The following is a 20,060-nucleotide window of genomic DNA, read 5'->3' on the forward strand; positions in this document are numbered from 1 at the left end:
GTCTGACCGGAGGTCAGCGAGCGGTGGCGGCGGCGAGCTCGGCGAGCCGCCGCAACCGCTCGTGCGACGGTGAGCCCGGTTCCGCCTGGAACACCGTCACGCCCTGGCCCTCGTCGTCGGGCGTCCGCAGCAGCTCGGCGGTGAGGGTCATGACGCCCACCTCCGGGTGCCGGTAGCCGCGCGAGATGGACGCGCAGTTCGCCACCGGGTGCTCCGTCCACATGGCGCGGAACTCCGGGCTGAGCGCCAGCAGCTCCTCGACCAGCGCGGCGAGCCCCTCGTCGCCGGGGAACCTGCTCAGCGAGCCCTCCAGGTAGGCGATGTCGTCGCGGGCCTTCTGCTCCCAGTCGACGTAGAGGCCCCGCGAGAAGTCCGTCTCCAGGAAGTCGACGCGGACGAAGTTCGGCTTCTCCTCGGCGTCGAAGTCGTAGTGCGGGGCCAGGAGCGCGTGCGCCAGGCGGTTCCAGGCGAGGATGTCGCCCCGCCTCCCCACCGCGATGGCGGGCGCCTCGGTCATCGAGTCCACCAGCAGCCCGATGCCCGGACGCAGCCGCTCCGGCCCGACCCGCTCCCGGGCCCGCGCCACCCGGGCGAGCCGGTGCAGGTGGGCCAGCTCGTCGTCGTCCAGCCGCAGGACGCGGGCGATGGAGTCGAGGACCTCGTCGGAGACGTTCGGGCTCTGCCCCTGCTCCAGCCGCGTGTAGTACCCCACGCTGACCCCGGCGAGCGGCGCCAGCTCCTCCCTGCGCAGCCCGGCCACCCGCCGGTGCTTCACCCCCGGGCTCAACCCGACGTCCTCGGGCCGGAGCCGGGCGCGGCGGGACCGGAGGAACTCACCAAGGGCGGAACCGGGATACATGGATCAAGATTCTCAGATCCGCACCGCCGCCGGAAGCGGCGCGGGTCCGGTGCGCCGTCAGGGCGCCGGGGTGTGCGCGGCGTTGGCGCGGTCGACCTCGGCCATGTGCTCCTCCGCCCACGCGCGCACGACGGCGAGCGCACCCTCGAGGGAGAGCCCCAGTTCGGTGAGCCGGTAGTGGACGCGCGGCGGCACGGTCGGCTCCACCCGGCGGGCGACCAGGCCGTCCCGGGCGAGGCTCTGCAGCGTCGCCGACAGCATCTTCTGGGAGACGCCGGGCATCCGCCGCCGGAGCTCGGCGAAGCGCAGCTCGTCCGGCGCGGCGTCGGCGAGGACCTTGACCGCCATGGACGTCCACTTGGTGCCGATCCGGTCGAGCAGCCGGCGGGTGGGGCAGCCGGGGTCGAAGAGGTCCCCGCGCGCCCCTCTCGCGGTACCGGCCGGTGAGGAGGTCACCTGGAGTTCACCACCTGTCGCTGAAGTGCCGTCTGGCGGCCCGGATGGGAGTCACTTACGCTCCCCTGGTAACCAATGGTAACCACAAGGGGAGACTCCATGCCGAACCCGTCGGCCACCGGCGCCGCCGTCCCGGACGTCACGCTGACGCGGGTGGCCGCCAACGGCATCGAGGCCAACGTGGCCGTCGCCGGGGACGGACCGGCCGTCCTGCTGCTCCACGGCTTCCCGCACACCTGGCGGGTGTGGACGGAGGTCGTCCCGGACCTCGTCCGCCACCACCGGGTCATCGCGCCCGACCTGCGCGGTCTCGGCGGGAGCACCAGAGCGGCGGGCGGGTACGACGCCGCGAGCCTCGCCGCCGACGCCGAAGGGATCCTGGACGCGCTCGGAGAGGAGTCCGCGGCGGTGGTCGCCATCGACGCGGGCGTCCCGCCCGCCTTCATGCTCGCCATGCGGCGGCCGCACCGCGTACGGCGGCTCGTGCTCATGGAGGGAACGCTGGGACCATTGCCCGGCGCCGAGGACTTCCTCGCGGGCGGACCGCCGTGGTGGTTCGGCTTCCACCGCGTCCCCGACCTCGCCGAGACCGTCGTGGCGGGGCACGAGGCCGACTACATCGGCTGGTTCCTCACGGCCGGGACGCGCGGCCGCGGAGTGCCCCGCGACATCCGGGACGACTTCGTCCGCGCCTACACCGGACGCGACGCCCTGCGCTGCGCGTTCTCCCACTACCGCGCCGCTCCCGACAGCGCGCGGCAGATCCTGGACGCCGCCGCCTCGTCCCGGCTCACGATGCCGACGCTGGCGATCGGCGCGCAGCCGGTCGGCGACGCGCTGGAGCGGCAGCTGCGCCCCCTCGCCGACGACCTGACCGGTCGTCTCGTCGAGGACTGCGGCCACATCATCCCGCTCGACCGTCCCCGGGAACTCCTCGCCCTGCTCATGCCGTTCCTGGCCGCCGGCGCACCGGCGACGGACCGGCAGGCCGGCCCGTCCTGAGCGGTGGCGGGCGCGGGCGGGTGTCTAGGATCGAACGCCGATCAGTGATCCGAAGGGCGGGGGCCGAGGGTGGAACCGACCGGCGCGATGGCGGAGGACGACTGGGCGGCGCACCGCCCGGCGGTCTTCGGGGCGGCCTACCGGATCCTCGGCAGCGTGGCGGAGGCCGAGGACGTGACGCAGGAGGTCTGGCTGCGCGCCGCCGCCGCGGACCTGTCCGGGGTGCGGGACCTGCGGGCGTGGCTGGTCACCGTGGCCGCGCGGACGTCCTACAACGTGCTGAAGTCGGCGCGCGTCCGGCGCGAGTCCTACGTGGGGCCGTGGCTGCCGGAACCGCTGCTGACCGGGCCCGACGCCGCCGCGCGGGTGCTCATGGACGAGTCGGTGGGCACCGCGATGCTGGTGGTCATGGAGACGCTCACGCCCGCCGAGCGCGTCGCGCTGGTGCTGCACGACGTGTTCGGCTTCCCGTTCGAGCGGATCGCCGAGGTGCTCGGCGGCACGCCCGCCGCCGGCCGGAAGCTCGCGTCCCGGGCGCGGGCCCGGGTGGCGGCGGTCCGGGAGCGGCCGCAGGCGTCCAGGGCGGAGACCGAGCGGGTGCTGAAGGCGTTCAAGGCGGCGGCCGAGGCCGGTGACATGGCCGGGCTCGTCAGGCTGCTGCACCCCGACGCCGTCTACGTCGCGGACGGCGGAGGCAAGGCGACCGCCGCGCGCAGGCCCGTCCGGGGCGCGGAGCGGATCGCCCTGCTCGCGCTCAGGCAGATCGAGATGCGGCGGCCGGACACGATCCGGATCGTCGAGGCCAACGGGCGGCCGGCGCTCGCGACCTACCAGGGCGGCGCGCTGGTCTGGCTCGACACCGTCGAGATCGCCGACGGTCGGATCACCGCGTTCCGGAGGCTGGCCAATCCGGAGAAGCTCGAGCACGCCGGTCACATCTGACCCCGCCGTCCTGTCTCCCTGCCGACTCCCCCGGGTCCCGCCGGGGGCGAGGCTGAGAGAGGACGGACGATGGCGCACGTTGTGATCATCGGAGGCGGGTTCGCGGGCGTGTGGAGCGCGGCGGGAGCGGCGCTGGCGCGCGCACGGGCGGACATCGCGGCGGACGCGGGCGCGGACGCGGGTCTGCGCATCACGCTCATCGCGCCGGGCGAGCACCTGGTGCTGCGGCCGCGCCTGTACGAGCCCGAGCCGGACCAGGCGAAGGTCGAGCTGCGCAGGATCCTCGACCCGATCGGCGTCGAACACGTGCGGGCCGCGGTGAGCACGATCGACACCGGCCGCCGCACGGTGGAGGCCGGGGGCCGCGAGATCGGCTACGACCGCCTGGTGCTGGCGGCGGGCAGCGCGCTCGTCCGGCCGCACGGCCTTCCCGGCGCCGAACGGCTCTTCGACATCGACACGCTGGACGGCGCCCGGCGCCTCACCGCCCACCTGCGCGGCCGCGACGACTACACCGCCGTGGTCGTCGGCGCCGGGTTCGTCGGCCTGGAGGCGGCCACCGCGCTGGCGGCCCGGGGCCGGGTGCTGCTGGTGGACCGGTCGCCGGTCGTCGGCGACCAGCACGGCGCCGGGCCGCGTCCGGAGATCGAGGCGGCGCTGCACGCCCAGGGCGTCGAACGCCGCCTCGGCACGACGGTGGCGGAGGACGGCGACGGCCGCGCCGTCCTCTCCGACGGGACCGAGGTCGCGGCGGACGCGGTCGTCTGGTCGGCCGGGCTCAGGGCCAGCGACCTCACCCGGCAGATCTCCCGCGACCTCGACGCGCTCGGCCGGGTGCCCGTGGACCGCCGGCTGCGCGCCCTTCCCGAGGTGTTCGCCGCCGGCGACACCGCCGCGGCGCCGTTCGACGCCGGGCACACGGTCATGCAGGCGTGCCAGCACGCGGTGCCGCTCGGCAAGGTCGCCGGGTACAACGCGGCCGCCGACCTGCTCGGGGTCCCGCTCCGCGACTTCACTCCCGGCCCGTACGTCACCTGCCTCGACCTGGGCGGCGCCGGCGCGGTCTTCACCCGGGGCTGGGAGCGGACGGTGATGGCCGCGGGCGCCGAGGGCGCGGCCGTCAAGAAGTGGATCAACGACCACATCCACCCGCCGGTCGACGACGCCGCGGAGATCCTCGCCGCCGCCGACCAGGTCCGCCTGGACATCCCGTTCTTCCCGCGCGAGGACGCCGTCCGCGCCGGGTGAGCCCGCTGCGTGGGAGCCGGCTGTTCGCCGTGCTCAGAGGCCGAACGCCGCCGTCACCCTGCGCTCCAGCTCGTCCTCGGTCATGGCGACGTCGACCTCGATCCCGCACAGGCCCAGGGCCCTCGTCTCCTCCCGGAGGCGCCCGGTGAACATCCGGTCGCGTTCCAGCAGGTTGCGCAGGGCCCGCTCCGGGTCGCTGGTCCTTCCGGCGATGGACCACGTCGAGCCCCGGCTGTCGAGCGCGGCCCGGCGGAACCCGGGCGTCGGCAGCAGCCAGACGGCCCGGCCGGGCGCGGCGAGCAGCGGCTTCACCAGGTGCGGCAGCAGCCGGAAGCCCTCCACGATCACGGGCGGCTCCGCCGGGAGGCGGAGCAGGTCCTCGACGATCAGCCCGAAGCCCTCGCCGCGGTACCAGTGGAACGTCTCGAGCATGGTCTCCGGGGACCGGTTCAGCCACCGCTCGTCCATGTCCATGGCCTTGAACTCGCTCAGGTACGGGCTGTCGCCGGGGGTGGTCCGGCCGGAGTGGTCCGCCATCACGTCATCGGTCGCGTACACCCGGAATCCGTGCCGCGCGGCGATGCGGCGGGCGATGGTCGATTTCCCCGCACCGGTCCCGCCGCCTATCCAGTAGACGTGCCGCAGTGCCCTCACGCCGGTCCCCGAACCCGCCATCGGCTCAGTCGTCGAACTCGAAACCGGTGGCCTCGGCCGACGCCACCAGCGTGCGCATGCGTTCGGTGTCCGCGGCGACGGCGCTCAGGAGAGCGCCCAGTTCCTCCAGCGCCGCCCGGTCGGTGCCGTACGCGCAGAACATGCCGCCTTCCGGGTCGTACGAGACACGCCCTTCGAGGCTCTTCGCCTCCGTGCCGACCAGGAACCGGGCGACGCCTTCCCAGAAATAGCCGTTCGGCTCGTGGCCGAGCTCCTCGACGGTTCCGTCCACCCGGGTCGTTCCCGCGTCCAGCAGCAGCGAGTAGGACCCGGGCCGGGTCTCCACCAGTTTCAGCGGCGTCATCGGCGGAGCATGGCACGCCCGGAGCGGGGCGGCAACCTCGCCGGTGAGACGCCGCCCGTCCGCCCGCCCCGCCGCGTGACCGGGGCCCTCCGGGGTTCTCAGGCGGCGTCGCCGAGGACCTCGCGCAGCCTGCGCGCGAACGCCTCGGGCCGCCCGGCGTGACCGTACTCGTCGCCCAGGAAGCCGCCGTGGTGGCTCGGGAACACCGTCGCGCCCCGGCCGAGCAGGCCGGCCGCCGCCTCCGAGGTGCGTCCGGTCAGGGTGTCCCCCGTCTCCTCCCCCACCGCGATCACGATCCGCGTCGATGCCGCGGCCAGCGCCTCGGCGTCGGGCCGGTACCCGCTGACCGCCCACGACCGGTCGGAGAGCAGCGGGTCGCCGCGGGAGCCGTCGTCCTCGGCCGGGAGCCCGAACTGCGCGGGGTCGGGCGCGGGCCGGTCGAAGTAGGCGCCGGTGAACTCGCCCTGCCACGAGGTCATCGCGATGAAGGCGGCCATGCCGGCGCCCAAGCCCTTGGCCTCGTACACGTCCCGGACGGCGGCCCGCGCGCGCTCGGCCGCCGCAGCGTCGGGCAGCACGGGAATGACCGGCGGCTCGTGCGCCACCAGGGTGGTCACGTCATCAGGATGGGCGGCCACGAGGGCGAGCGCGGTCACCGCGCCGCCGCTGCTGGCGAACATCTCGACCGGGCCCGCGCCGAGCGCCTCGATGAGGGCGTGCACGTCCTCGGCCTGGACCTCGGGCACGTGGTCGGTCCGGCCGTCCTTGCGGGTGCTGCGGCCCAGGCCGCGCGGGTCGTAGGTGACCACCGTGCGGTCGGGGAAGTGCGACGCCAGCGTGGCGAAACCGACGGCGTCCATGGGCTGGCCGATCATGACCAGCGGCGGGCGGCCGTCCGCGGGCGGCAGCGGCCCGCGCACGTCGTAGACGAGGTCGGCTTCGGGGGTCGTGAGTGTCCGTGTGTCCATGCCGGTGCCGACTTCCGGTACGCCAGAAACTCATCGCCCCGGCACGCGCTACTTCGGCGGGTTGGCCGCCAGCCAGTCGGTGTACGTGACGGTGCCGTGAGCTGCGCCGTCGGAGGGCACGAGGTCCGGCTCCCGCATCACGCCGCCGTAGTAGGGCGCGTTCGGGTCGGTGACGACCTCGCGCCGGTCGCCCCACGCCGCCAGGGCCGTGCGGAAGAACCCGTCCATGCGGAACCGCTCGGGGCCGGCGATCTCGACCCGTCCGTTCGTCGGCGCCTCCACCGCGGCCTTGGAGACCGCCTCCGCGACCTCCTCGCCCGCGATGGGCTGGAACAGCACCGAGGGCATCCGGACCGTGTCGCCGTCCGTGGCGGCGTCGGCGATCCGGGGTGCGAACTCGAAGAACTGCGTCGCGTGCACGAGCGAGAACGGGATCCCCGATTCCTCGATCAGCCTCTCCTGGGCGAGTTTCGCCCGGAAGTAGCCGATGTCCGGCCGGTCCTCGGTGCCCACCACCGACAGCGCGACGTGATGCCCCACCCCGGCCTTCTTCTCCGCCGCCAGCAGGTTCCCCGTCGAGGTCCGGAAGAAGTCCAGCACCGCCGCGTCCTCGAACGACGGGGAGTTCGACACGTCGACCACCACGTCCGCGCCGGCCAGCGCCTCGTCCAGCCCCTCGCCGGTGAGCGTGTCCACGCCCGTGTTCGGCGACGCGGGGACCGCCTCGTGCCCGTCCTCGCCGAGCCTCTTCACGACCTTCGAGCCGATCAGGCCGGTGCCGCCGATGACCACGATCCTCATGCCAGGCTTCCCTTTCGTTTCCGGGGACGCTCGTCGCCGCCTGATGACCAGCTAAGACGGAGCTTCGTCCGGACCTCGGAAGCTCCGTCAAAAGAACCCCGAAACACTTCGTACGGAGGACCCCGCCGATCCGGAACGTCCCGCCTCGACCGCGCGTCCATCCCCCACCGGTTACCGGCCATGGAACATTCGTCCAAGACCGAGGAGCGGCCGGGCGTGCATGGTCGCTGCATGAACGAGCATGACGTCGAGAACTCGTGCGGAATGCACGTGGTCAGCGAGGGACCGCGGCAGGCGCCGCCACTGCTGCTCATCCACGGGTCCGGGGCCTCGGGCGGCACCTGGAACCCGATGATCCCGGCGCTCGCGGGCCGCCACCGCGTCATCCGGGTCGACCTGCCGGGCTGCGGCCAGTCGCCGCCCGCGCCGTCGTACGAAGTGCCCGAGCAGGCGGCACGTGTCGCCGCGCTCCTGGACGCGCTGGGTCTCGAGAAGGTCGCCGTGGCGGGGCACTCCAGCGGCGGCTACGTCGCGACGGCGCTCGCCGAACGGCGCCCCGAACTGGTGGGGCCGCTCGTCCTGATCAGCAGCGGTCCGAGCCTCGACGCGCTCCTGCCGCAGCCGTTCGTCATCCGGGCCCTGCTGGCCCCGCCGTTCGGCGCGCTCCTGTGGCGGCGGCGGTCCGACTCGATGATCCGCAAGGGGCTGGTCTCGACGGCCGCCGGCCCGGTCGACATCCCGGACGAGCTGGTCGCCGGCGTCCAGGCCACCTCGTACCGCACGATGAGGGAGGTGCTGCGGCAGAACTCCGCGTACATCACCGAGCGGAGCGTCCCCGAGCGCCTCGCGGCCCTCCAGGCCCCGGCGCTGGTGATCTTCGGCGGTGCCGACCGCCGCTGGGATCCGTCGTCCGCGCGCCGGTACGAGGCGGTGCCGGGCGCGCGGGTCGAGGTCCTGCCGGACGTCGGGCACCTGCCCCTCCTCGAAGCGCCCGAGGCGACCGCCGGACTGCTGCTGGACTTCGTCGCGGCGGACCGCCGCCCCCCTCGGCCCGCGAACCGGGAGACCTAGACTGGCCCCATGCCGCCGACCGGGCCACCGCCCGACTGGGCGCGGGTGGAGATCGCCGTCCCGCGCCCGGCGGAGCGGCTGCCCGGGATCGCGATGGCCGGGTTCCGCCAGCGCGTCCCCGCGATCGCGGACATCGCCATGGTCGCGCACCCGTCCGTCACGCTGCTCGTCGACCTGAGCGAGACGGACGGCCTCGCCTACCGGGCCCATGACCGGCGCGGGCACGGAAGCTTCGTCGCCGGGCTCGTCCCGGGCGGGCTTCGGACGGGCGGCCGGGTGGGCGCGTGCCTCCAGATCCGGCTGGGTCCGGTGGCGGCGGCCTCGCTGCTCGGCGCCGCGGCGGACCTCACCGGGACGGTGGTGTCGCTGGAGGACGTCTGGGGCCGGGACGCCGGTCGCGCCGAGGACAGGCTGCGCGCCGCCGCGTCGTGGGACGAGCGGTTCGCGATCGCCGCGGAGATCCTCGCCCGGCGGCCGGAGGCCCGGCGGCGCGTCGATCCGGAGGTGGCGCACGCCTGGCGGCGGACGCTCGCCGGCCGGGGCCGGACGCGGGTCGACGGCCTGGCGGACGAGGTCGGCTGGAGCCGCAAGCGCCTGTGGTCGCGGTTCCGCTCCCAGCTCGGCATCACCCCCAAGCGCGCCGCGCGGCTGGTGCGCTTCGACCACGCGGCGCACCTGCTCGTGGCGGGCGATGCCGCCGCCGACGTCGCCGCCCGGTGCGGCTATGCCGACCAGTCCCACCTGCACCGGGAGGTCAGGACGTTCACCGGGCTCACGCCGGCGGCCGTCGCCGTCGCGCCCTGGCTCGCCATCGACGACGTGGCGTGGCCGGCATCGCCGCGCCCGCCGCGGTCCCTGAGCCGATCGGTCACCGGACCTCGATGACGACCTTGCCCGTGGCGTGTCCGTCCTCCTGGTAGGCGACCGCCGCCGGGATGTCGTCGAAGGGGAGGCTGCGGTCGATGACCGGAGCGACCTCGCCCGCCTCGATGAGCCCGGTCAGCGTCATCAGGCTCCGTTTGTGCTCGGTGGAGGCGTACACGTCGGCCATGACCATCCGCTGGGAGACGACCGGCGACATCGCGGCCGCCGCGAAGACGTGACCGGCGGGCTGCAGCCACCGGCCTTGCGGCCCGCCGACGGCGACGTAGGTCCCCTTGGACGTCAGCGCGCGCCGGCACGCCCACGCCGAGCGGCCTCCGGCGACGTCCAGCAGCAGGTCGTACCGGCGGCCGAGCCGGGTGAAGTCCTGCACCGTGTAGTCGACGACCTCGTCCGCGCCGAGCGAACGGACCAGGTCCACGTTCCGCGTGCCGCAGACCCCGGTCACCGCCCCGCCGAGTGCGGCGGCGATCTGCACGGCGAACGTCCCGACGCCCCCGGAGGCACCGTTGACGAGGACGCGCTGCCCGGACCGCAGCCGCCCCCGGCCGCAGAGGCCGTACAGCGCGGTGACGCCCGCCAGGGGCACCGCCGCGGCCTGCTCGAACGACAGGTTCCTCGGTTTCGGTGCCAGCCGGTCCTCCGGGACGCACACGTACTCGGCGAAGCCGCCCTGCGCGACCAGCGCGTACACCTCGTCACCGGGACGGAACCCCGTCACGTTCCCGCCGACCGCCTCGACGTGCCCGGCCACGTCCGCGCCCAGGACGCCGATCTTCGGTGCGCGCAGGCCGAGGGTGCCCGGCATCAGCCGCGCGACATAGGGCTCGCCTCGCATGTGGTGCCAGTCGTAGGGCTGGACGGACGTGGCGCGTACGCGGACGAGCACCTCGCGGTCACCGGGCACGGGCCGGTCGACGTCGGTGAGCTCCAGGACATCGGGTGAGCCGTACGAACGGACGACGAACGCCTTCATGACGGTCCCTTCGTGGACGAGTCGTTTCGTACGTTGTAAGTCGTACGTCGTAAGGTAAGTCTTACGGCGTAAGACGGTCAAGGGGCGGGGCGGTACCGGTCCGTCAGCGGAGCCGGTCGAGACCGTCGAGGATCACGTCGAGCCCGAACTCGAACTCGGTCTGGTCGTCGCACCAGCCCAGCGTGGAATCGGGGTCGTCGTGCGCGACCTCCATGAACATGCCGACGAGATGCGGCAGCTCGGCGGCCATGCCCGCGAGCGCGGCCGCGTCGTCGCCGCCGGCCGCGTCGCCCGGGTCGAACAACTCCTGGGTGAAGCCCAGCGCCCGGCTCCCCAGAGCGTGCAGGGCGTGGTGGCACAGGTCGTTCGAGAAGCCGCCGTCGCGCATGAGGCCGATCAGACCGTCGTGGTACCGCAGGACGGCGGGGCTCATCGTGGTGCGCGACTCGAAAACGCCGGGTGCCCAGGGATGGCGGAGCAGCACCTCACGGGCCGACAGGATCCGGCGGCGCACCGCCGTCTTCCAGCCGTCGCCCTGGGACGGGACGTCGATACGGCCGACCACGTCGTTGATCTCCTCGACGACGGCGTCCGCGATGCCGTCGAGGACCTCTTCCTTGTTGGCGACGTGGTAGTAGAGCGACATCGCCTCGGCCCCGACCTCCTCGGCGAGCCGGCGCATCGTGAGCGCCCGGATGCCGCCCTCGTCGGCGATCCGGACGGCGGCCCGCAGCACGCGCTCCCTGCTCAACGGGACTCTCGGCTCGGCTCCAGCCTTGTTCCGGGCGACCACTCCAGTCATCCTCCTCGCGCCCGATCGTACAGAGTGGGACGCCGGATCCCTCCGCCGCGACGAGCGCCCGGACACCGCTGCGACGGCCATGGTGGACCGCCGGATGCCGCGTTCGGTCCAAGAGGAGGTGCTCGGCGACGGCGGCCGTCAGGAGGCAGGCGCCGGGGCGACCATGCGGTCGACGAGGACGTGCAGGTAGTCGCGGAAACGCTCGATCGCCTCGGGGCTGCGCGGCTCGGTCCGCCCCCGCCCGCCGGGCACACCGCCGGACAGGAACCCGAACACGCACCACACCACCGTCCGGACGAGCAGGTCGACGGCCACGTCCGGCGGCACGAGGCTCCCGACGACGCCCGTGACCAGTTCGTCCTGCGGGTCGACGAACTCGTTCTCCAACTCGCCGACGTCGGCGGCGTCACCCATCCACCGGTGCATCCAGAGCGCGACGATCTCCGGGTTGGCGACGTAGAAGTCCAGGTAAACGTCGATCACCCGGTGCGCGCCCGCGCGGTCGGGCGTGTACGCGCCGAGCGCGGTCTCCAGCATGTCCTGCTCGGCCCGGTACGCGCGGGCCATCACCCGCCGGTACAGGCCGTTCTTGCCGCCCGCCGCGGCGATCACCGCCTGGCCGCCGTCCCCCGCGGCGTCGGCGATCAGGTCGGTTCCGGTCGAGTCGTAACCCAGCTCCGCGAACAGCCGGGTCGCCACCGCGATGATCCGCTCTTCATCCCCCACGCCACTACGTTAGGCGATCGTTGTATCACGTTCCGCAATGGCTGCGGCCGGGACTCGCCCACACGCCGGCGAGGAGGCTCGCACGCTGGTCACCGACGGCGCGCTGAAGTGAGATCCGGTTCGGTGTTGGGGGGACGTCTCGCGCCTTACGAGGGCGAGCCGTCGATGGGGAGCCGGGCCATCAGCGCGGCACTGAGCTGCTCCGGGGTGCCCGGGCATCCGCGGCGCAGCCAGTCGGTGGCGACGCCGAGGACGCCGCCGGCGAGGAAGGCGGCCACCGGGTCGTGAGCGATACGGGCGGGATCGTCCGCGTGGGTGCCGACGGCGGGCCGGGTGAGGTTGACGTGGACGGCGATGGTGAGCCGTTGGTGCAGGTGGTCGGCCACCCGGGCGCTGCCGTCCGGCCCCAGCAGGGCGCGGTACAGGTCGGCGCGTTCGGCGATGTGGGCGAGCACACCGGTCAAGGCGGCGCGTCCCCGGTCCAGTTGGCGGGGAGTGCCGTCCGGAAGCAGCACCGGTGTGGCGGCGATCAGCTCGTCGAACATCTGCGTGCAGGCGTCGGCGGCCAGCTCGTGGACGTCGCCGTAGTGCTCATAGAAGGTCGACCGGTTCACGTCCGCGCGCTTGGTGACGTCGGACACCGCGATCCGGTTCAGCCCCCGTTCGGTGATGAGGTCCAGCAGCGCGGCTCTCAGCGCCGCGCGGCTGCGACGCGCGCGGCGGTCCTCGGACGGCTGGTCGGCCATGCGGTCAGCCTATAGGTCTCCAACATCTGTCGGTTAACCGACAGATGTTGGAATATGCTCGGGGCGGTAGTCAGGCGCACCCGCACGAGCCCGGAGGAGAACATGACGCAGCCCGTCGCGGTGGTCATCGGAGTCGGCGGAATGGGCCAGGCCATCGCCCGGCGCATCGGCCCGGCCGCCCAGGTCCTGGTGGCAGACCACAGCCAGGAGGTCCTTGACACGGTCGCCGGGCAGCTCACCGACGAGGGGTACCGGGTGACCGCTCAGCGGGTGGACGTGTCCTCGCGCGAGCCGGTCGCCGCGCTGGCCGAGCGGGCCGCTTCCCTCGGGCCGGTGCTGTCCGTGGTGCACACCGCCGGATTGTCGCCCGTGCAGGCACCGGTGCCGGCGATCCTGGCGGTCGATCTGCTGGGCGTGGCGCTGGTCCTGGAGGAGTTCGGCGAGGTCATCGCACCCGGCGGCGCCGGGATCGTGATCGCCAGCATGGCCGGCCACTTCCATCCGGGCCTCCCCCGCGAGCAGGCTCAGCAGCTGGCCACCACCCCCGCCGACGGGTTGCCGTCGCTTCCGATCTGCGACCCGGCCGGCTTCGCCGACAGCGGGGCCGCCTACGCCTTCGCCAAGTACGCCAACCGGCTGCGCGTCCAGGCCGCCAGCATCTCCTGGGGCGCTCGGGGCGCCCGGATCAACTCCATCAGCCCCGGCGTGATCGCCACCCCCATGGGCCAAGCCGAACTCGACAGCGAGCACGGCGCAGGCATGAAGATGATGATCGACGCCTCCAACGCCAGGCGGGCCGGCACGCCCGCCGACATCGCGGCGGCCGCCGATTTCCTGCTCGGCCCCGCCGCCTCCTTCATCTCCGGCGCCGATCTGCTGGTCGACGGCGGCGCCGTCGCCGCGGTCACGACCCGCACCTCCTGAGGAGCGGTCGAGCAGCGGGCGCCGGGGGACGAACCCCCGGCGCCCGTGCTCACAGCCGCTTCGAAGGGGCGTTCCGGCGGGTCAGGTTCCGTTGGCCGGTTGGCGGTAGACGTGGCCGTTGATGGTGGTGGTGAGCGTTCCGGTCGCCTCGAAGAGGTTGGTGAGGACGTCGATGGTGAGGTGGAATCCGTCGGGGCCGGTCTTCTTGGTGCCGTGGTCGCGTCCGGTCTGGACGAGGTCGGAGTACCAGTCGAGCTTGTTGAGAGTGGGGCTGGGGTTGGTGGTGGTGACGCTTTCGGTGCCGTTGAGGATGTGGGCGCCGTCGTCGGAGTAGTCGCGGTAGGCGACGGAGATCGTGCGGATGGCGGTGTGGTCGGTGTTCTCGGTGATGGTCACCGCCGCAGAGCCGGATCGCTTGCCGTCCAGGGTGTAGTGCCCCTGCGGCGGATACGGTCGCGCCGGGGTCGGGCTGCCCGGCACGTACGGGGTTCCCCACGGGACGGTGTCGGAGGCGACGGCGACGCGGTGGGGTTTGAGCGGCTTGCGGCTGGTGAGGTGGGCGATCATCATGCGGGCGGTGCGTCCGCCGGGTTCGGTGGAGGTCTCGCAGGGCAGCGGGTTGGCGCCGCCGCAGGCGGGCGGGACGGCGAGGGCCTGCCAGTAGACGATGCCGGTGCCGTCGGGCGACCAGCGGGGGTCGGCCCTGCCGTTCCAGTTCGGGTCGTTGATCGCGCCCGGGCCGCCGTCGCCGGCGGCGTTGACCTGCTGGCCCTGGTAGGAGCCGCGGTCGCCGTACCGGTCGATGAGGTAGGGCTGGAAGAAGCGCCGGTCCCCGTTGTTGCGGGTGGAGGAGACGGCACTGGTGGTGATCATGTCCGTGACGGGCGGGACGGCGCGCATCGCGGCCAGGAACATCTGCCGGTTCGAGCCGCGGGTGTCCATGGCGACGGTCCAGCCGTCGTCCGGCGAGATGGCGATCGGGTCGGTGTACTCGGGGTTGCTGGTGAGGCGGCGGACCTTGCCGGTCCGCAGGTTCGCGGCGAAGACGTCGATGTTGGACGACTCGTCGGGGTAGCCGATGTAGGAGACCTCGTCACCGGTGCCGGAGAAGCCGCGTAGTTCACCGACCGACACGGCCTGCGGGTTGATCGTCAGCCGGCCGGGGTGGCGCGGGTCGACCGTGACGGGCTGCTCGCTCGGGGCGGGGTCGAACAGGCGGGTCACCTTGACCAGGTCGTAGCGGGGCGCCAGCGGTGTCCCGGTCTTCGGCGCGGGGTCGAACCTCAGCCGCGCGAAGTAGCCGTACTGGTTCAACCTGCCGTTCGTGACGGTCGTGGCGTTGAACCCCAGGTGCACGTTGTCGGGGTGCAGCCGAAGTTCGCGGATGGCGCCGCCCGCGCCGGATCCGTCGGCGGTGACGTTCCAGCGGATCGGATAGATGTGGACGCGGTCCGGCGTGCAGTCCTGGCTGGTGAGCCGGTAAGGGCCGCAGTCGATGATGTTGGTGCCGGCCAGCGCGCGCTTGCCGTCCTTGAACGCCTGGGGATAGTCCATCGCCGAACTGCGGCCGACCGCGTTGGCGTCGGGTACTCCGCAGGTGACGCACTTCCAGGCGTCGCCGTTCGGGAAGGCGCTCCCGTCCGTCTTGACGATGATGAGCTGCTCGCCGGTGTAGACGGCGGCGGGGTCGGGGGCTGCGGGTGCGCCGGTGAAGCCGACCGTGGCGAGGACGTGGTGCCCGTCGGGCAGGAAGTCTCCCGACTGCATGCTGGTCGCCTTGCCGATGCACCCGGTGCCGTGCGGGTTGATCGCCGAAGTGCACGAGCCCGCCGCGGTGGACGGTGCGACCGGCGGCAGCGGCAGCTCGGCGACCTTGATGGGTTCGGGCTTGGGCGCCGGTGGGACGGGTTCGCCGTGGGCGGCTCCGGCGGTGCGCCCGCCGGGCGCCGCCGTCGCGGGCGACACCGCGCCGCTGATCGCCATCGCGCCGACGACGAGAACGGCCAGGAGCGCCCGCGACACGATGCTGCGTCGAACGGTTCTCATTGAGTACGGCCTCCAGGGTGGGGGTGGTCACGCAGATATGGTCGAATAAAATTCTTTAAAAAAGAGAACTCCATTCTCACTAGAGCTGAATCACCGCTGGGCCACGCTCGGATCGTGGTCCAGTGATGCGGCTCGACTATCCGTTTCTGAGTTCAGCCGGAGATCAGGCGTCCGGCCTTGGAGGGGGTGATGAGGAGCGGGCGGTCGGTGCGGGTGGGGTCGGAAGAAGAAAGCGCAGGCAGCGTTCGAAAGCCCTGCCGATATCGAGCCGCGGGTTCAGCAGCCACTGCACCTGCAACCCGTACAGCACGGCATGAAAGATCATCGCCGCCGTTTCGGGGTCGGCGTCCCCTTCCGGTCCGTCGGACGGCAGGCGCTCGCTCATCATTCGCACGGTGCGGGCGCGCGCCCTTTCGTAACGGTCAACGAAATAGGAATGGGCCGGGTGATCGGGCCGTGACGCCGCGACGGCGAGTTCCGCCCACAGGCGCATCAGTTCCGGTGCCCGCTGATGCTCCCTGAGCAGTTCGCCGAAGTACTCTGCGACGGCCTCGACGTCCGGCACCTCCGCTGAGCCGCGCTCCCATTCCTCGGAGTCGCGCTGGGCGAGCACGGCGGCGAGCAACTCGTCCTTGGTACGGAAATGATGCAGCAGGCCGGTGTGGGTGATGCCCGCCCGCTCGGCGATGTCGCGAAGCGAGGACCGAGCGAAACCGCGCTCGGCAAAACTGTCGCGCGCGGCGCGGACGATGTCGGCCCGCCGGGCGGCCGTCTTGGCGTACGGCCCGCGCGGCCTCGCTGGACTCACACCGCCTCCTTCGCCGTGCGTCCGCCTCGTCCGGAGGCGAGGTCTCGACCGGCGTCCCGGGGGCCGCGCCTCCGTTCTCGCCGGCGTCCGCGGACCACGAACACCGACCAGATGGTAACTGTTCGGCTGTGCGGCGTCCACCCCCGTGACGCGCCGCCATTCCCTCCAGGGAATCGCGTCCTCGCAGATCGGAGCCGCAGACTGCGGGGCATGAGCGAAGCACTCGAACTCAAGCGATGGTCCGACCGCTACCTCGCGCAGTGGAACGAGCCCGATCCCGCGACCCGGCAGGCCCTCATCCGGGACCTGTGGGCGCCCGACGGGATCCAGGTCCTGGTGGACCCGCCGCAGGAGATCCGCGAAGCCGCCGCGAACCTGGCCTTCCCCATCCCGCCGCTGGAGGTCCGCGGGCACGACGCACTGAACGCCCGGGTGTCCCGCGCCTACGAGATGTTCGTCGCGCCGGGCGAGCACGTCTTCGAGGTCGCCGAGGAGGCCGCCGTCCTTCTGCCCAACGTCCTCGCCATCCGCTGGTCGATGGTCGCGGTCGCCGCGCACCAGGTCGTCGGCGGGGGCCTGGACGTCATCACCCTGGACGGCGACGGCCGCATCCGCACCGACCACCAGTACATCGGAACGGCCTGACGCCGACGGCGCTCACCAGCGGGAACCGATCGCGCCGCGCAGGTGGTCCACGGAGTGGGGAGCGTGTTCGACCTGTGATGTTTGTCGCGCATCAAGTGTCGTCTAACGGGCATGCCGGGGCCCAGACAACGAAAAGAGGAGGCACCCCCGATGCCCTGGTTGATGATTCTGGTCCTCGTCCTGGCCCTGCTCCTGTTCGGTCTCGGCTTCGCCCTGAAGCTGCTGTGGATCGTGGCCGCGATCGTGCTGGTTCTCTGGCTGGTCGGATTCCTGGCCCGCAGCACCGGACCGTCGGGCCGGCGCGGCCGCTGGTACCGCTGGTAGCCCCCGGGAGACGGCTCCGGCAAGGCCGACGGCCGGTCCGCGCGGAATCGCGGCGGACCGGCCGCCCTCCAACTCACAGACGAGCGCCGGCCGGCGTGGTGCCGGCGGGCGCAGGAAAGGCGGTCGTCGTTCGTGGCGGAATTCCTCACCGACATCGAAACGCTCAGGAGGCGCGCCCGGCAGGAGATCGACAAGGGGCCGGTCACCGACGCCTACGGTGCCGACCTCGACCGGGTCCTGCAGGTCCTGAACGAGGCCCTGGCCACCGAGATCGTGTGCACGCTGCGCTACAAGCGGCACTACTACACCGCCACCGGGCTGCATTCGGAACCGGTCGCGGCGGAGTTCCTGGAGCACGCCCAGGAGGAGCAGCAGCACGCCGACAAGCTGGCCGACCGCATCGTCCAGCTCGGCGGAGAGCCCGATTTCGATCCGGACACGCTGACGACGCGGTCCCACGCGGGCTATGACGCGGGCACGGGGCTGATCGACATGATCAGGGAGGACCTGGTCGCCGAACGCGTCGCCGTGGCGTCCTACACCGAGATCATCCAGTGGCTCGGCGATCGCGACCCCACGACGCGGCGCGTCTTCGAGGACCTCCTCGCCCAGGAGGAGGAGCACGCCGACGACCTCCGCGGCCTGCTCGAGCGGATCCCCCGGGACGCCGAGAAGGACTGACACGCGGCGGGTGGCGTGTCCGGCCGCATGCCCGGTCCGGCCCCGACCTCCCGGCGGGGCCGGACCGGGCGAGCGCGCGTTGACGGGTCCGGGCGGGCCGCATGGTGAAGGCGTGGCGCGTGTCACCCGGCGAGGACCAGGCAAATCAGTGCAAGAGGTGCATATTTGTCATAAGACAAGTAACATCGCCGCGGCGTCGCTGAGCGGACACTGAACGATACGGATCGGGTGGGACGGGGGGTGGCCGGTGTCGCACCGATTCACCACGGCTGCCTCATTCCAGCCGCCCGTGCCCGAATCCCTGGCGCGGCCCTCCCCTGCGGCCGCCGGCCTTGTCGCCGCCGACGGTGACGGCTCCACGCCGGGGGCGCTGCGAGTGCTGCTGGTCGAGGACGACGCCGGGGACGCGCTGCTGGTCGAGGACACGCTGGCCGACACGGGCCTCGAGGTGTCGCTGCACTGGGTCCGCTCCCTGGCGCAGGCCAAGGGCCCGCTGACGGCCGACCCCGCGCCCGACTGCGTCCTGCTGGACCTGCATCTGGGCCCGGAGCAGGGCCTGGAAGTACTGGAGCGGGTGCTGGAGTGGGCGCCGGGCGCCGCGGTGGTGGTGCTGACCGGGCTCGCCGAAGCGCAGGCGGGAATCGCCGCGGTGGCGGCCGGTGCGCAGGACTACCTGTCCAAGGGGCGGCTCGAGCCCGACCGGCTCGGACGGGCGATCCGCTACGCCGTCCAGCGCCGGCAGGTGCAGGAGGCGGTCGCGGCACTCCAGGCCGAGCAGATGCGGGCGGCCGAGAACGAGCGCCTCGAACACGGCCTGCTGCCGACCCCGAGGGTGAGCGACCCCCGGCTCGGCGTGATCGCCCGGTACCGGCCGGGACGGGTGCATTCGCTGCTCGGCGGCGACTTCTACGACGTGGTGGAGACCGCCGACGGCCTGGTGCACGCGGTGATCGGCGACGTGGCCGGGCACGGCCCGGGATCGGCGGCGCTCGGAGTCGCGCTGCGGGTGGCGTGGCGGGCGTTCGTGCTGGCCGGGACGCGCGGGCCGCGGCTGGTGGAGCTGCTCGAGGAACTGCTGCTCAGCGAGCACGACGGCACGGAGATGTTCGTCACCCTCACCACCGTCACCCTGACCCCCGACCGGCCGGTGGCGCACGTCGTGCGCGCGGGCCACCCCGGTTTCCTGGTGCACGCCCCCGGCGACGTCCGGCTGGTGGAGCCGCCCGGCGGGCTCGGCGTCGGCATGGCCCCCGGCCTCGGGAGCTGGCACGAGGAGCAGGTCCCGCTGCCGCCGGGCCACGGGCTGGTGCTGTTCACCGACGGGCTGTTCGAAGGGGAGATCGACGACGCGGGGCAGCGGCTGGACATGACCGGGCTCCTGCGGATCGCACGGCACCACCACGACCTCGCGCCCGACGACTTCGTCGACGCGCTGATCACCGACGTCGAGGCGGCCTCGCTGCGGCACGGCGGCCTCGCCGACGACGTCGCCGTCATTCACCTGGGATGGAACACCCGATGACCGACCTGCCCCCACCGCCGGAGACCGCCCCGGCGGACGAGCCTCCCGAGCCCCCCGCGGGCGGGGAGCCGCCCGCCGGGCGGCCGGCGCGCGGGCGCCCCGGCACGGCCGGGCGGCAGGTCGGGGCGGGGTCGCAGAACGGGGCGGGGTCGCGCCGCGGCCTGACCGTCCGGGCGTGGTTCGTGGTGGCCGGGGCGGTGATCGCCGTGCTGACCGTCGCGGCCGCCGTGGTGATGCACAGCGCGCTCGGGCAGACCGCGCGGGCCTCGGACCGGCTGGTCGTCACCATCGCGCCGGCGCAGGTCGAGGCGAGCCGGATGCAGATGGCCATGCTCAACCAGGAGACCGGCGTGCGGGGCTACGCGCTGACCGGTGACCGCCAGTTCCTGCAGCCCTACACCGACGGGCTGGCCACCGAGCGCCAGTCGGTGCCGCGGCTTCAGCAGCTCCTGGCCGGCGAGCCCCGCCTGCGCGGCGATCTCGCGGCGACGGAGCGGGCCATCGAGGCGTGGCGCCGCGACTACGGGACCGTGGTGATCGGGCAGGTCGCCCAGGACGGCCCCGGACCGCGGGCGTCGGCGACCGCCGCCCGCGGCAAGGGCGCCTTCGACGC

The 20,060-nt window shown here is 73.1% G+C and carries 23 protein-coding genes; 11 read left to right on the forward strand and 12 right to left on the reverse strand.

What is annotated here, in order from left to right; all coding sequences use genetic code 11:
* Positions 1 to 13: 13 nt before the first annotated feature.
* Together ABZ914_RS25185 and ABZ914_RS25190 are read right to left on the reverse strand one after the other, a co-directional pair.
* On the reverse strand, positions 14 to 859 hold the full coding sequence (locus tag ABZ914_RS25185) for a helix-turn-helix transcriptional regulator (RefSeq protein ID WP_500196142.1): 846 nt from the start codon (positions 857 to 859) through the stop codon (positions 14 to 16).
* A 57-nt stretch (positions 860 to 916) separates the two neighbouring features.
* Positions 917 to 1,315 (reverse strand): winged helix-turn-helix transcriptional regulator, encoded by a 399-nt coding sequence (locus ABZ914_RS25190; protein ID WP_500196143.1) that lies wholly within the window; start codon positions 1,313 to 1,315, stop codon positions 917 to 919.
* A 99-nt stretch (positions 1,316 to 1,414) separates the two neighbouring features.
* Here ABZ914_RS25190 and ABZ914_RS25195 point away from each other — a divergent pair, with 99 nt between their 5' ends.
* From ABZ914_RS25195 to ABZ914_RS25205, 3 genes are all read left to right on the forward strand, one after another.
* A complete protein-coding gene (locus tag ABZ914_RS25195; RefSeq protein WP_500196145.1) occupies positions 1,415 to 2,317 on the forward strand; it encodes an alpha/beta fold hydrolase in 903 nt (300 codons plus the stop codon).
* Between the two features lie 69 nt (positions 2,318 to 2,386).
* Positions 2,387 to 3,259: an RNA polymerase sigma factor SigJ gene (gene sigJ / locus ABZ914_RS25200; protein ID WP_500196147.1), complete on the forward strand. Its 873-nt coding sequence runs from the start codon at positions 2,387 to 2,389 to the stop codon at positions 3,257 to 3,259.
* Between the two features lie 69 nt (positions 3,260 to 3,328).
* Positions 3,329 to 4,507, forward strand: a complete 1,179-nt coding sequence (locus tag ABZ914_RS25205; protein WP_500196148.1) for an NAD(P)/FAD-dependent oxidoreductase — start codon at positions 3,329 to 3,331, stop codon at positions 4,505 to 4,507.
* Between the two features lie 33 nt (positions 4,508 to 4,540).
* Here the strand turns inward: ABZ914_RS25205 and ABZ914_RS25210 are convergent, their stop codons facing one another.
* From ABZ914_RS25210 to ABZ914_RS25225, 4 genes are all read right to left on the reverse strand, one after another.
* Positions 4,541 to 5,161, reverse strand: a complete 621-nt coding sequence (locus ABZ914_RS25210; RefSeq protein WP_500196150.1) for a hypothetical protein — start codon at positions 5,159 to 5,161, stop codon at positions 4,541 to 4,543.
* Between the two features lie 25 nt (positions 5,162 to 5,186).
* Positions 5,187 to 5,525, reverse strand: coding sequence for an Imm51 family immunity protein (locus tag ABZ914_RS25215; RefSeq protein WP_500196151.1), 339 nt, complete (start codon positions 5,523 to 5,525; stop codon positions 5,187 to 5,189).
* Between the two features lie 98 nt (positions 5,526 to 5,623).
* A complete protein-coding gene (locus ABZ914_RS25220) occupies positions 5,624 to 6,493 on the reverse strand; it encodes an alpha/beta fold hydrolase (RefSeq protein WP_500196152.1) in 870 nt (289 codons plus the stop codon).
* Positions 6,494 to 6,541: 48 nt separating this feature from the next.
* Positions 6,542 to 7,294, reverse strand: coding sequence for an SDR family oxidoreductase (locus ABZ914_RS25225; RefSeq protein ID WP_500196153.1), 753 nt, complete (start codon positions 7,292 to 7,294; stop codon positions 6,542 to 6,544).
* Between the two features lie 231 nt (positions 7,295 to 7,525).
* Between ABZ914_RS25225 and ABZ914_RS25230 the strand changes: the two genes are divergently transcribed.
* Both ABZ914_RS25230 and ABZ914_RS25235 read left to right on the forward strand, forming a co-directional pair.
* Positions 7,526 to 8,365, forward strand: coding sequence for an alpha/beta fold hydrolase (locus tag ABZ914_RS25230; protein ID WP_500196155.1), 840 nt, complete (start codon positions 7,526 to 7,528; stop codon positions 8,363 to 8,365).
* A gap of 9 nt (positions 8,366 to 8,374) precedes the next feature.
* Entirely contained in the window at positions 8,375 to 9,250 is an 876-nt protein-coding gene (locus ABZ914_RS25235; protein WP_500196156.1) for a helix-turn-helix domain-containing protein, read from the forward strand.
* On the opposite strand, the gene ABZ914_RS25240 is transcribed toward ABZ914_RS25235, so the two are convergent.
* The 4 genes from ABZ914_RS25240 to ABZ914_RS25255 all read right to left on the reverse strand — a co-directional run bounded on the left by ABZ914_RS25240 (position 9,234) and on the right by ABZ914_RS25255 (position 12,497).
* Positions 9,234 to 10,223 carry an NAD(P)-dependent alcohol dehydrogenase gene (locus ABZ914_RS25240; RefSeq protein ID WP_500196157.1) on the reverse strand — a complete coding sequence of 330 codons (990 nt, stop codon included), beginning with the start codon at positions 10,221 to 10,223 and terminating at the stop codon, positions 9,234 to 9,236. The genes ABZ914_RS25235 and ABZ914_RS25240 overlap by 17 nt on opposite strands.
* A 103-nt stretch (positions 10,224 to 10,326) precedes the next feature.
* Positions 10,327 to 10,974, reverse strand: a complete 648-nt coding sequence (locus ABZ914_RS25245) for a TetR/AcrR family transcriptional regulator C-terminal domain-containing protein (protein WP_500196159.1) — start codon at positions 10,972 to 10,974, stop codon at positions 10,327 to 10,329.
* A 189-nt stretch (positions 10,975 to 11,163) separates the two neighbouring features.
* Positions 11,164 to 11,751, reverse strand: a complete 588-nt coding sequence (locus ABZ914_RS25250) for a TetR/AcrR family transcriptional regulator (protein WP_500196161.1) — start codon at positions 11,749 to 11,751, stop codon at positions 11,164 to 11,166.
* A gap of 146 nt (positions 11,752 to 11,897) precedes the next feature.
* Entirely contained in the window at positions 11,898 to 12,497 is a 600-nt protein-coding gene (locus ABZ914_RS25255) for a TetR/AcrR family transcriptional regulator (protein ID WP_500196162.1), read from the reverse strand.
* Positions 12,498 to 12,599: 102 nt separating this feature from the next.
* On the opposite strand from ABZ914_RS25255, the gene ABZ914_RS25260 reads away from it, so the two are divergent.
* Positions 12,600 to 13,421 carry an SDR family oxidoreductase gene (locus ABZ914_RS25260; protein ID WP_500196164.1) on the forward strand — a complete coding sequence of 274 codons (822 nt, stop codon included), beginning with the start codon at positions 12,600 to 12,602 and terminating at the stop codon, positions 13,419 to 13,421.
* Positions 13,422 to 13,502: 81 nt separating this feature from the next.
* On the opposite strand, the gene ABZ914_RS25265 is transcribed toward ABZ914_RS25260, so the two are convergent.
* The gene (locus ABZ914_RS25265; protein WP_500196166.1) at positions 13,503 to 15,467 is read right to left on the reverse strand and encodes a TolB family protein; all 1,965 of its coding nucleotides are present in this window, start codon (positions 15,465 to 15,467) and stop codon (positions 13,503 to 13,505) included.
* A gap of 163 nt (positions 15,468 to 15,630) precedes the next feature.
* A complete protein-coding gene (locus tag ABZ914_RS25270; RefSeq protein WP_500196168.1) occupies positions 15,631 to 16,275 on the reverse strand; it encodes a TetR/AcrR family transcriptional regulator in 645 nt (214 codons plus the stop codon).
* 210 nt (positions 16,276 to 16,485) lie between these two features.
* On the opposite strand from ABZ914_RS25270, the gene ABZ914_RS25275 reads away from it, so the two are divergent.
* From ABZ914_RS25275 to ABZ914_RS25295, 5 genes are all read left to right on the forward strand, one after another.
* Positions 16,486 to 16,920 (forward strand): hypothetical protein, encoded by a 435-nt coding sequence (locus ABZ914_RS25275; RefSeq protein ID WP_500196170.1) that lies wholly within the window; start codon positions 16,486 to 16,488, stop codon positions 16,918 to 16,920.
* 150 nt (positions 16,921 to 17,070) lie between these two features.
* Positions 17,071 to 17,244 (forward strand): DUF5670 family protein, encoded by a 174-nt coding sequence (locus ABZ914_RS25280; protein WP_190852947.1) that lies wholly within the window; start codon positions 17,071 to 17,073, stop codon positions 17,242 to 17,244.
* A 132-nt stretch (positions 17,245 to 17,376) separates the two neighbouring features.
* On the forward strand, positions 17,377 to 17,925 hold the full coding sequence (locus ABZ914_RS25285; protein ID WP_190852950.1) for a ferritin-like domain-containing protein: 549 nt from the start codon (positions 17,377 to 17,379) through the stop codon (positions 17,923 to 17,925).
* Positions 17,926 to 18,214: 289 nt separating this feature from the next.
* Positions 18,215 to 19,447 (forward strand): PP2C family protein-serine/threonine phosphatase, encoded by a 1,233-nt coding sequence (locus ABZ914_RS25290; RefSeq protein WP_500196172.1) that lies wholly within the window; start codon positions 18,215 to 18,217, stop codon positions 19,445 to 19,447.
* Positions 19,444 to 20,060: CHASE3 domain-containing protein (locus ABZ914_RS25295; RefSeq protein WP_500196174.1), on the forward strand; the 617-nt coding region annotated here is incomplete at its 3' end. The genes ABZ914_RS25290 and ABZ914_RS25295, both read left to right, overlap by 4 nt.

Origin of the sequence: Spirillospora sp. NPDC046719 (genome assembly GCF_040645715.1) — a bacterium.
In the GTDB taxonomy this organism is placed as follows: Bacteria; Actinomycetota; Actinomycetes; order Streptosporangiales; family Streptosporangiaceae; genus Spirillospora.

Excerpts from the sequence above, each read along its gene's own strand:
- ABZ914_RS25185 (WP_500196142.1), bottom strand. The coding sequence starts at position 859 with ATGTATCCCGGTTCCGCCCTTGGTGAGTTCCTCCGGTCCCGCCGCGCC.
- ABZ914_RS25195 (WP_500196145.1), top strand. The coding sequence starts at position 1,415 with ATGCCGAACCCGTCGGCCACCGGCGCCGCCGTCCCGGACGTCACGCTG.
- ABZ914_RS25205 (WP_500196148.1), top strand. The coding sequence starts at position 3,329 with ATGGCGCACGTTGTGATCATCGGAGGCGGGTTCGCGGGCGTGTGGAGC.
- ABZ914_RS25215 (WP_500196151.1), bottom strand. The coding sequence starts at position 5,525 with ATGACGCCGCTGAAACTGGTGGAGACCCGGCCCGGGTCCTACTCGCTG.
- ABZ914_RS25220 (WP_500196152.1), bottom strand. The coding sequence starts at position 6,493 with ATGGACACACGGACACTCACGACCCCCGAAGCCGACCTCGTCTACGAC.
- ABZ914_RS25225 (WP_500196153.1), bottom strand. The coding sequence starts at position 7,294 with ATGAGGATCGTGGTCATCGGCGGCACCGGCCTGATCGGCTCGAAGGTC.
- ABZ914_RS25230 (WP_500196155.1), top strand. The coding sequence starts at position 7,526 with ATGAACGAGCATGACGTCGAGAACTCGTGCGGAATGCACGTGGTCAGC.
- ABZ914_RS25235 (WP_500196156.1), top strand. The coding sequence starts at position 8,375 with ATGCCGCCGACCGGGCCACCGCCCGACTGGGCGCGGGTGGAGATCGCC.
- ABZ914_RS25240 (WP_500196157.1), bottom strand. The coding sequence starts at position 10,223 with ATGAAGGCGTTCGTCGTCCGTTCGTACGGCTCACCCGATGTCCTGGAG.
- ABZ914_RS25255 (WP_500196162.1), bottom strand. The coding sequence starts at position 12,497 with ATGGCCGACCAGCCGTCCGAGGACCGCCGCGCGCGTCGCAGCCGCGCG.
- ABZ914_RS25260 (WP_500196164.1), top strand. The coding sequence starts at position 12,600 with ATGACGCAGCCCGTCGCGGTGGTCATCGGAGTCGGCGGAATGGGCCAG.
- ABZ914_RS25265 (WP_500196166.1), bottom strand. The coding sequence starts at position 15,467 with ATGAGAACCGTTCGACGCAGCATCGTGTCGCGGGCGCTCCTGGCCGTT.
- ABZ914_RS25275 (WP_500196170.1), top strand. The coding sequence starts at position 16,486 with ATGAGCGAAGCACTCGAACTCAAGCGATGGTCCGACCGCTACCTCGCG.
- ABZ914_RS25280 (WP_190852947.1), top strand. The coding sequence starts at position 17,071 with ATGCCCTGGTTGATGATTCTGGTCCTCGTCCTGGCCCTGCTCCTGTTC.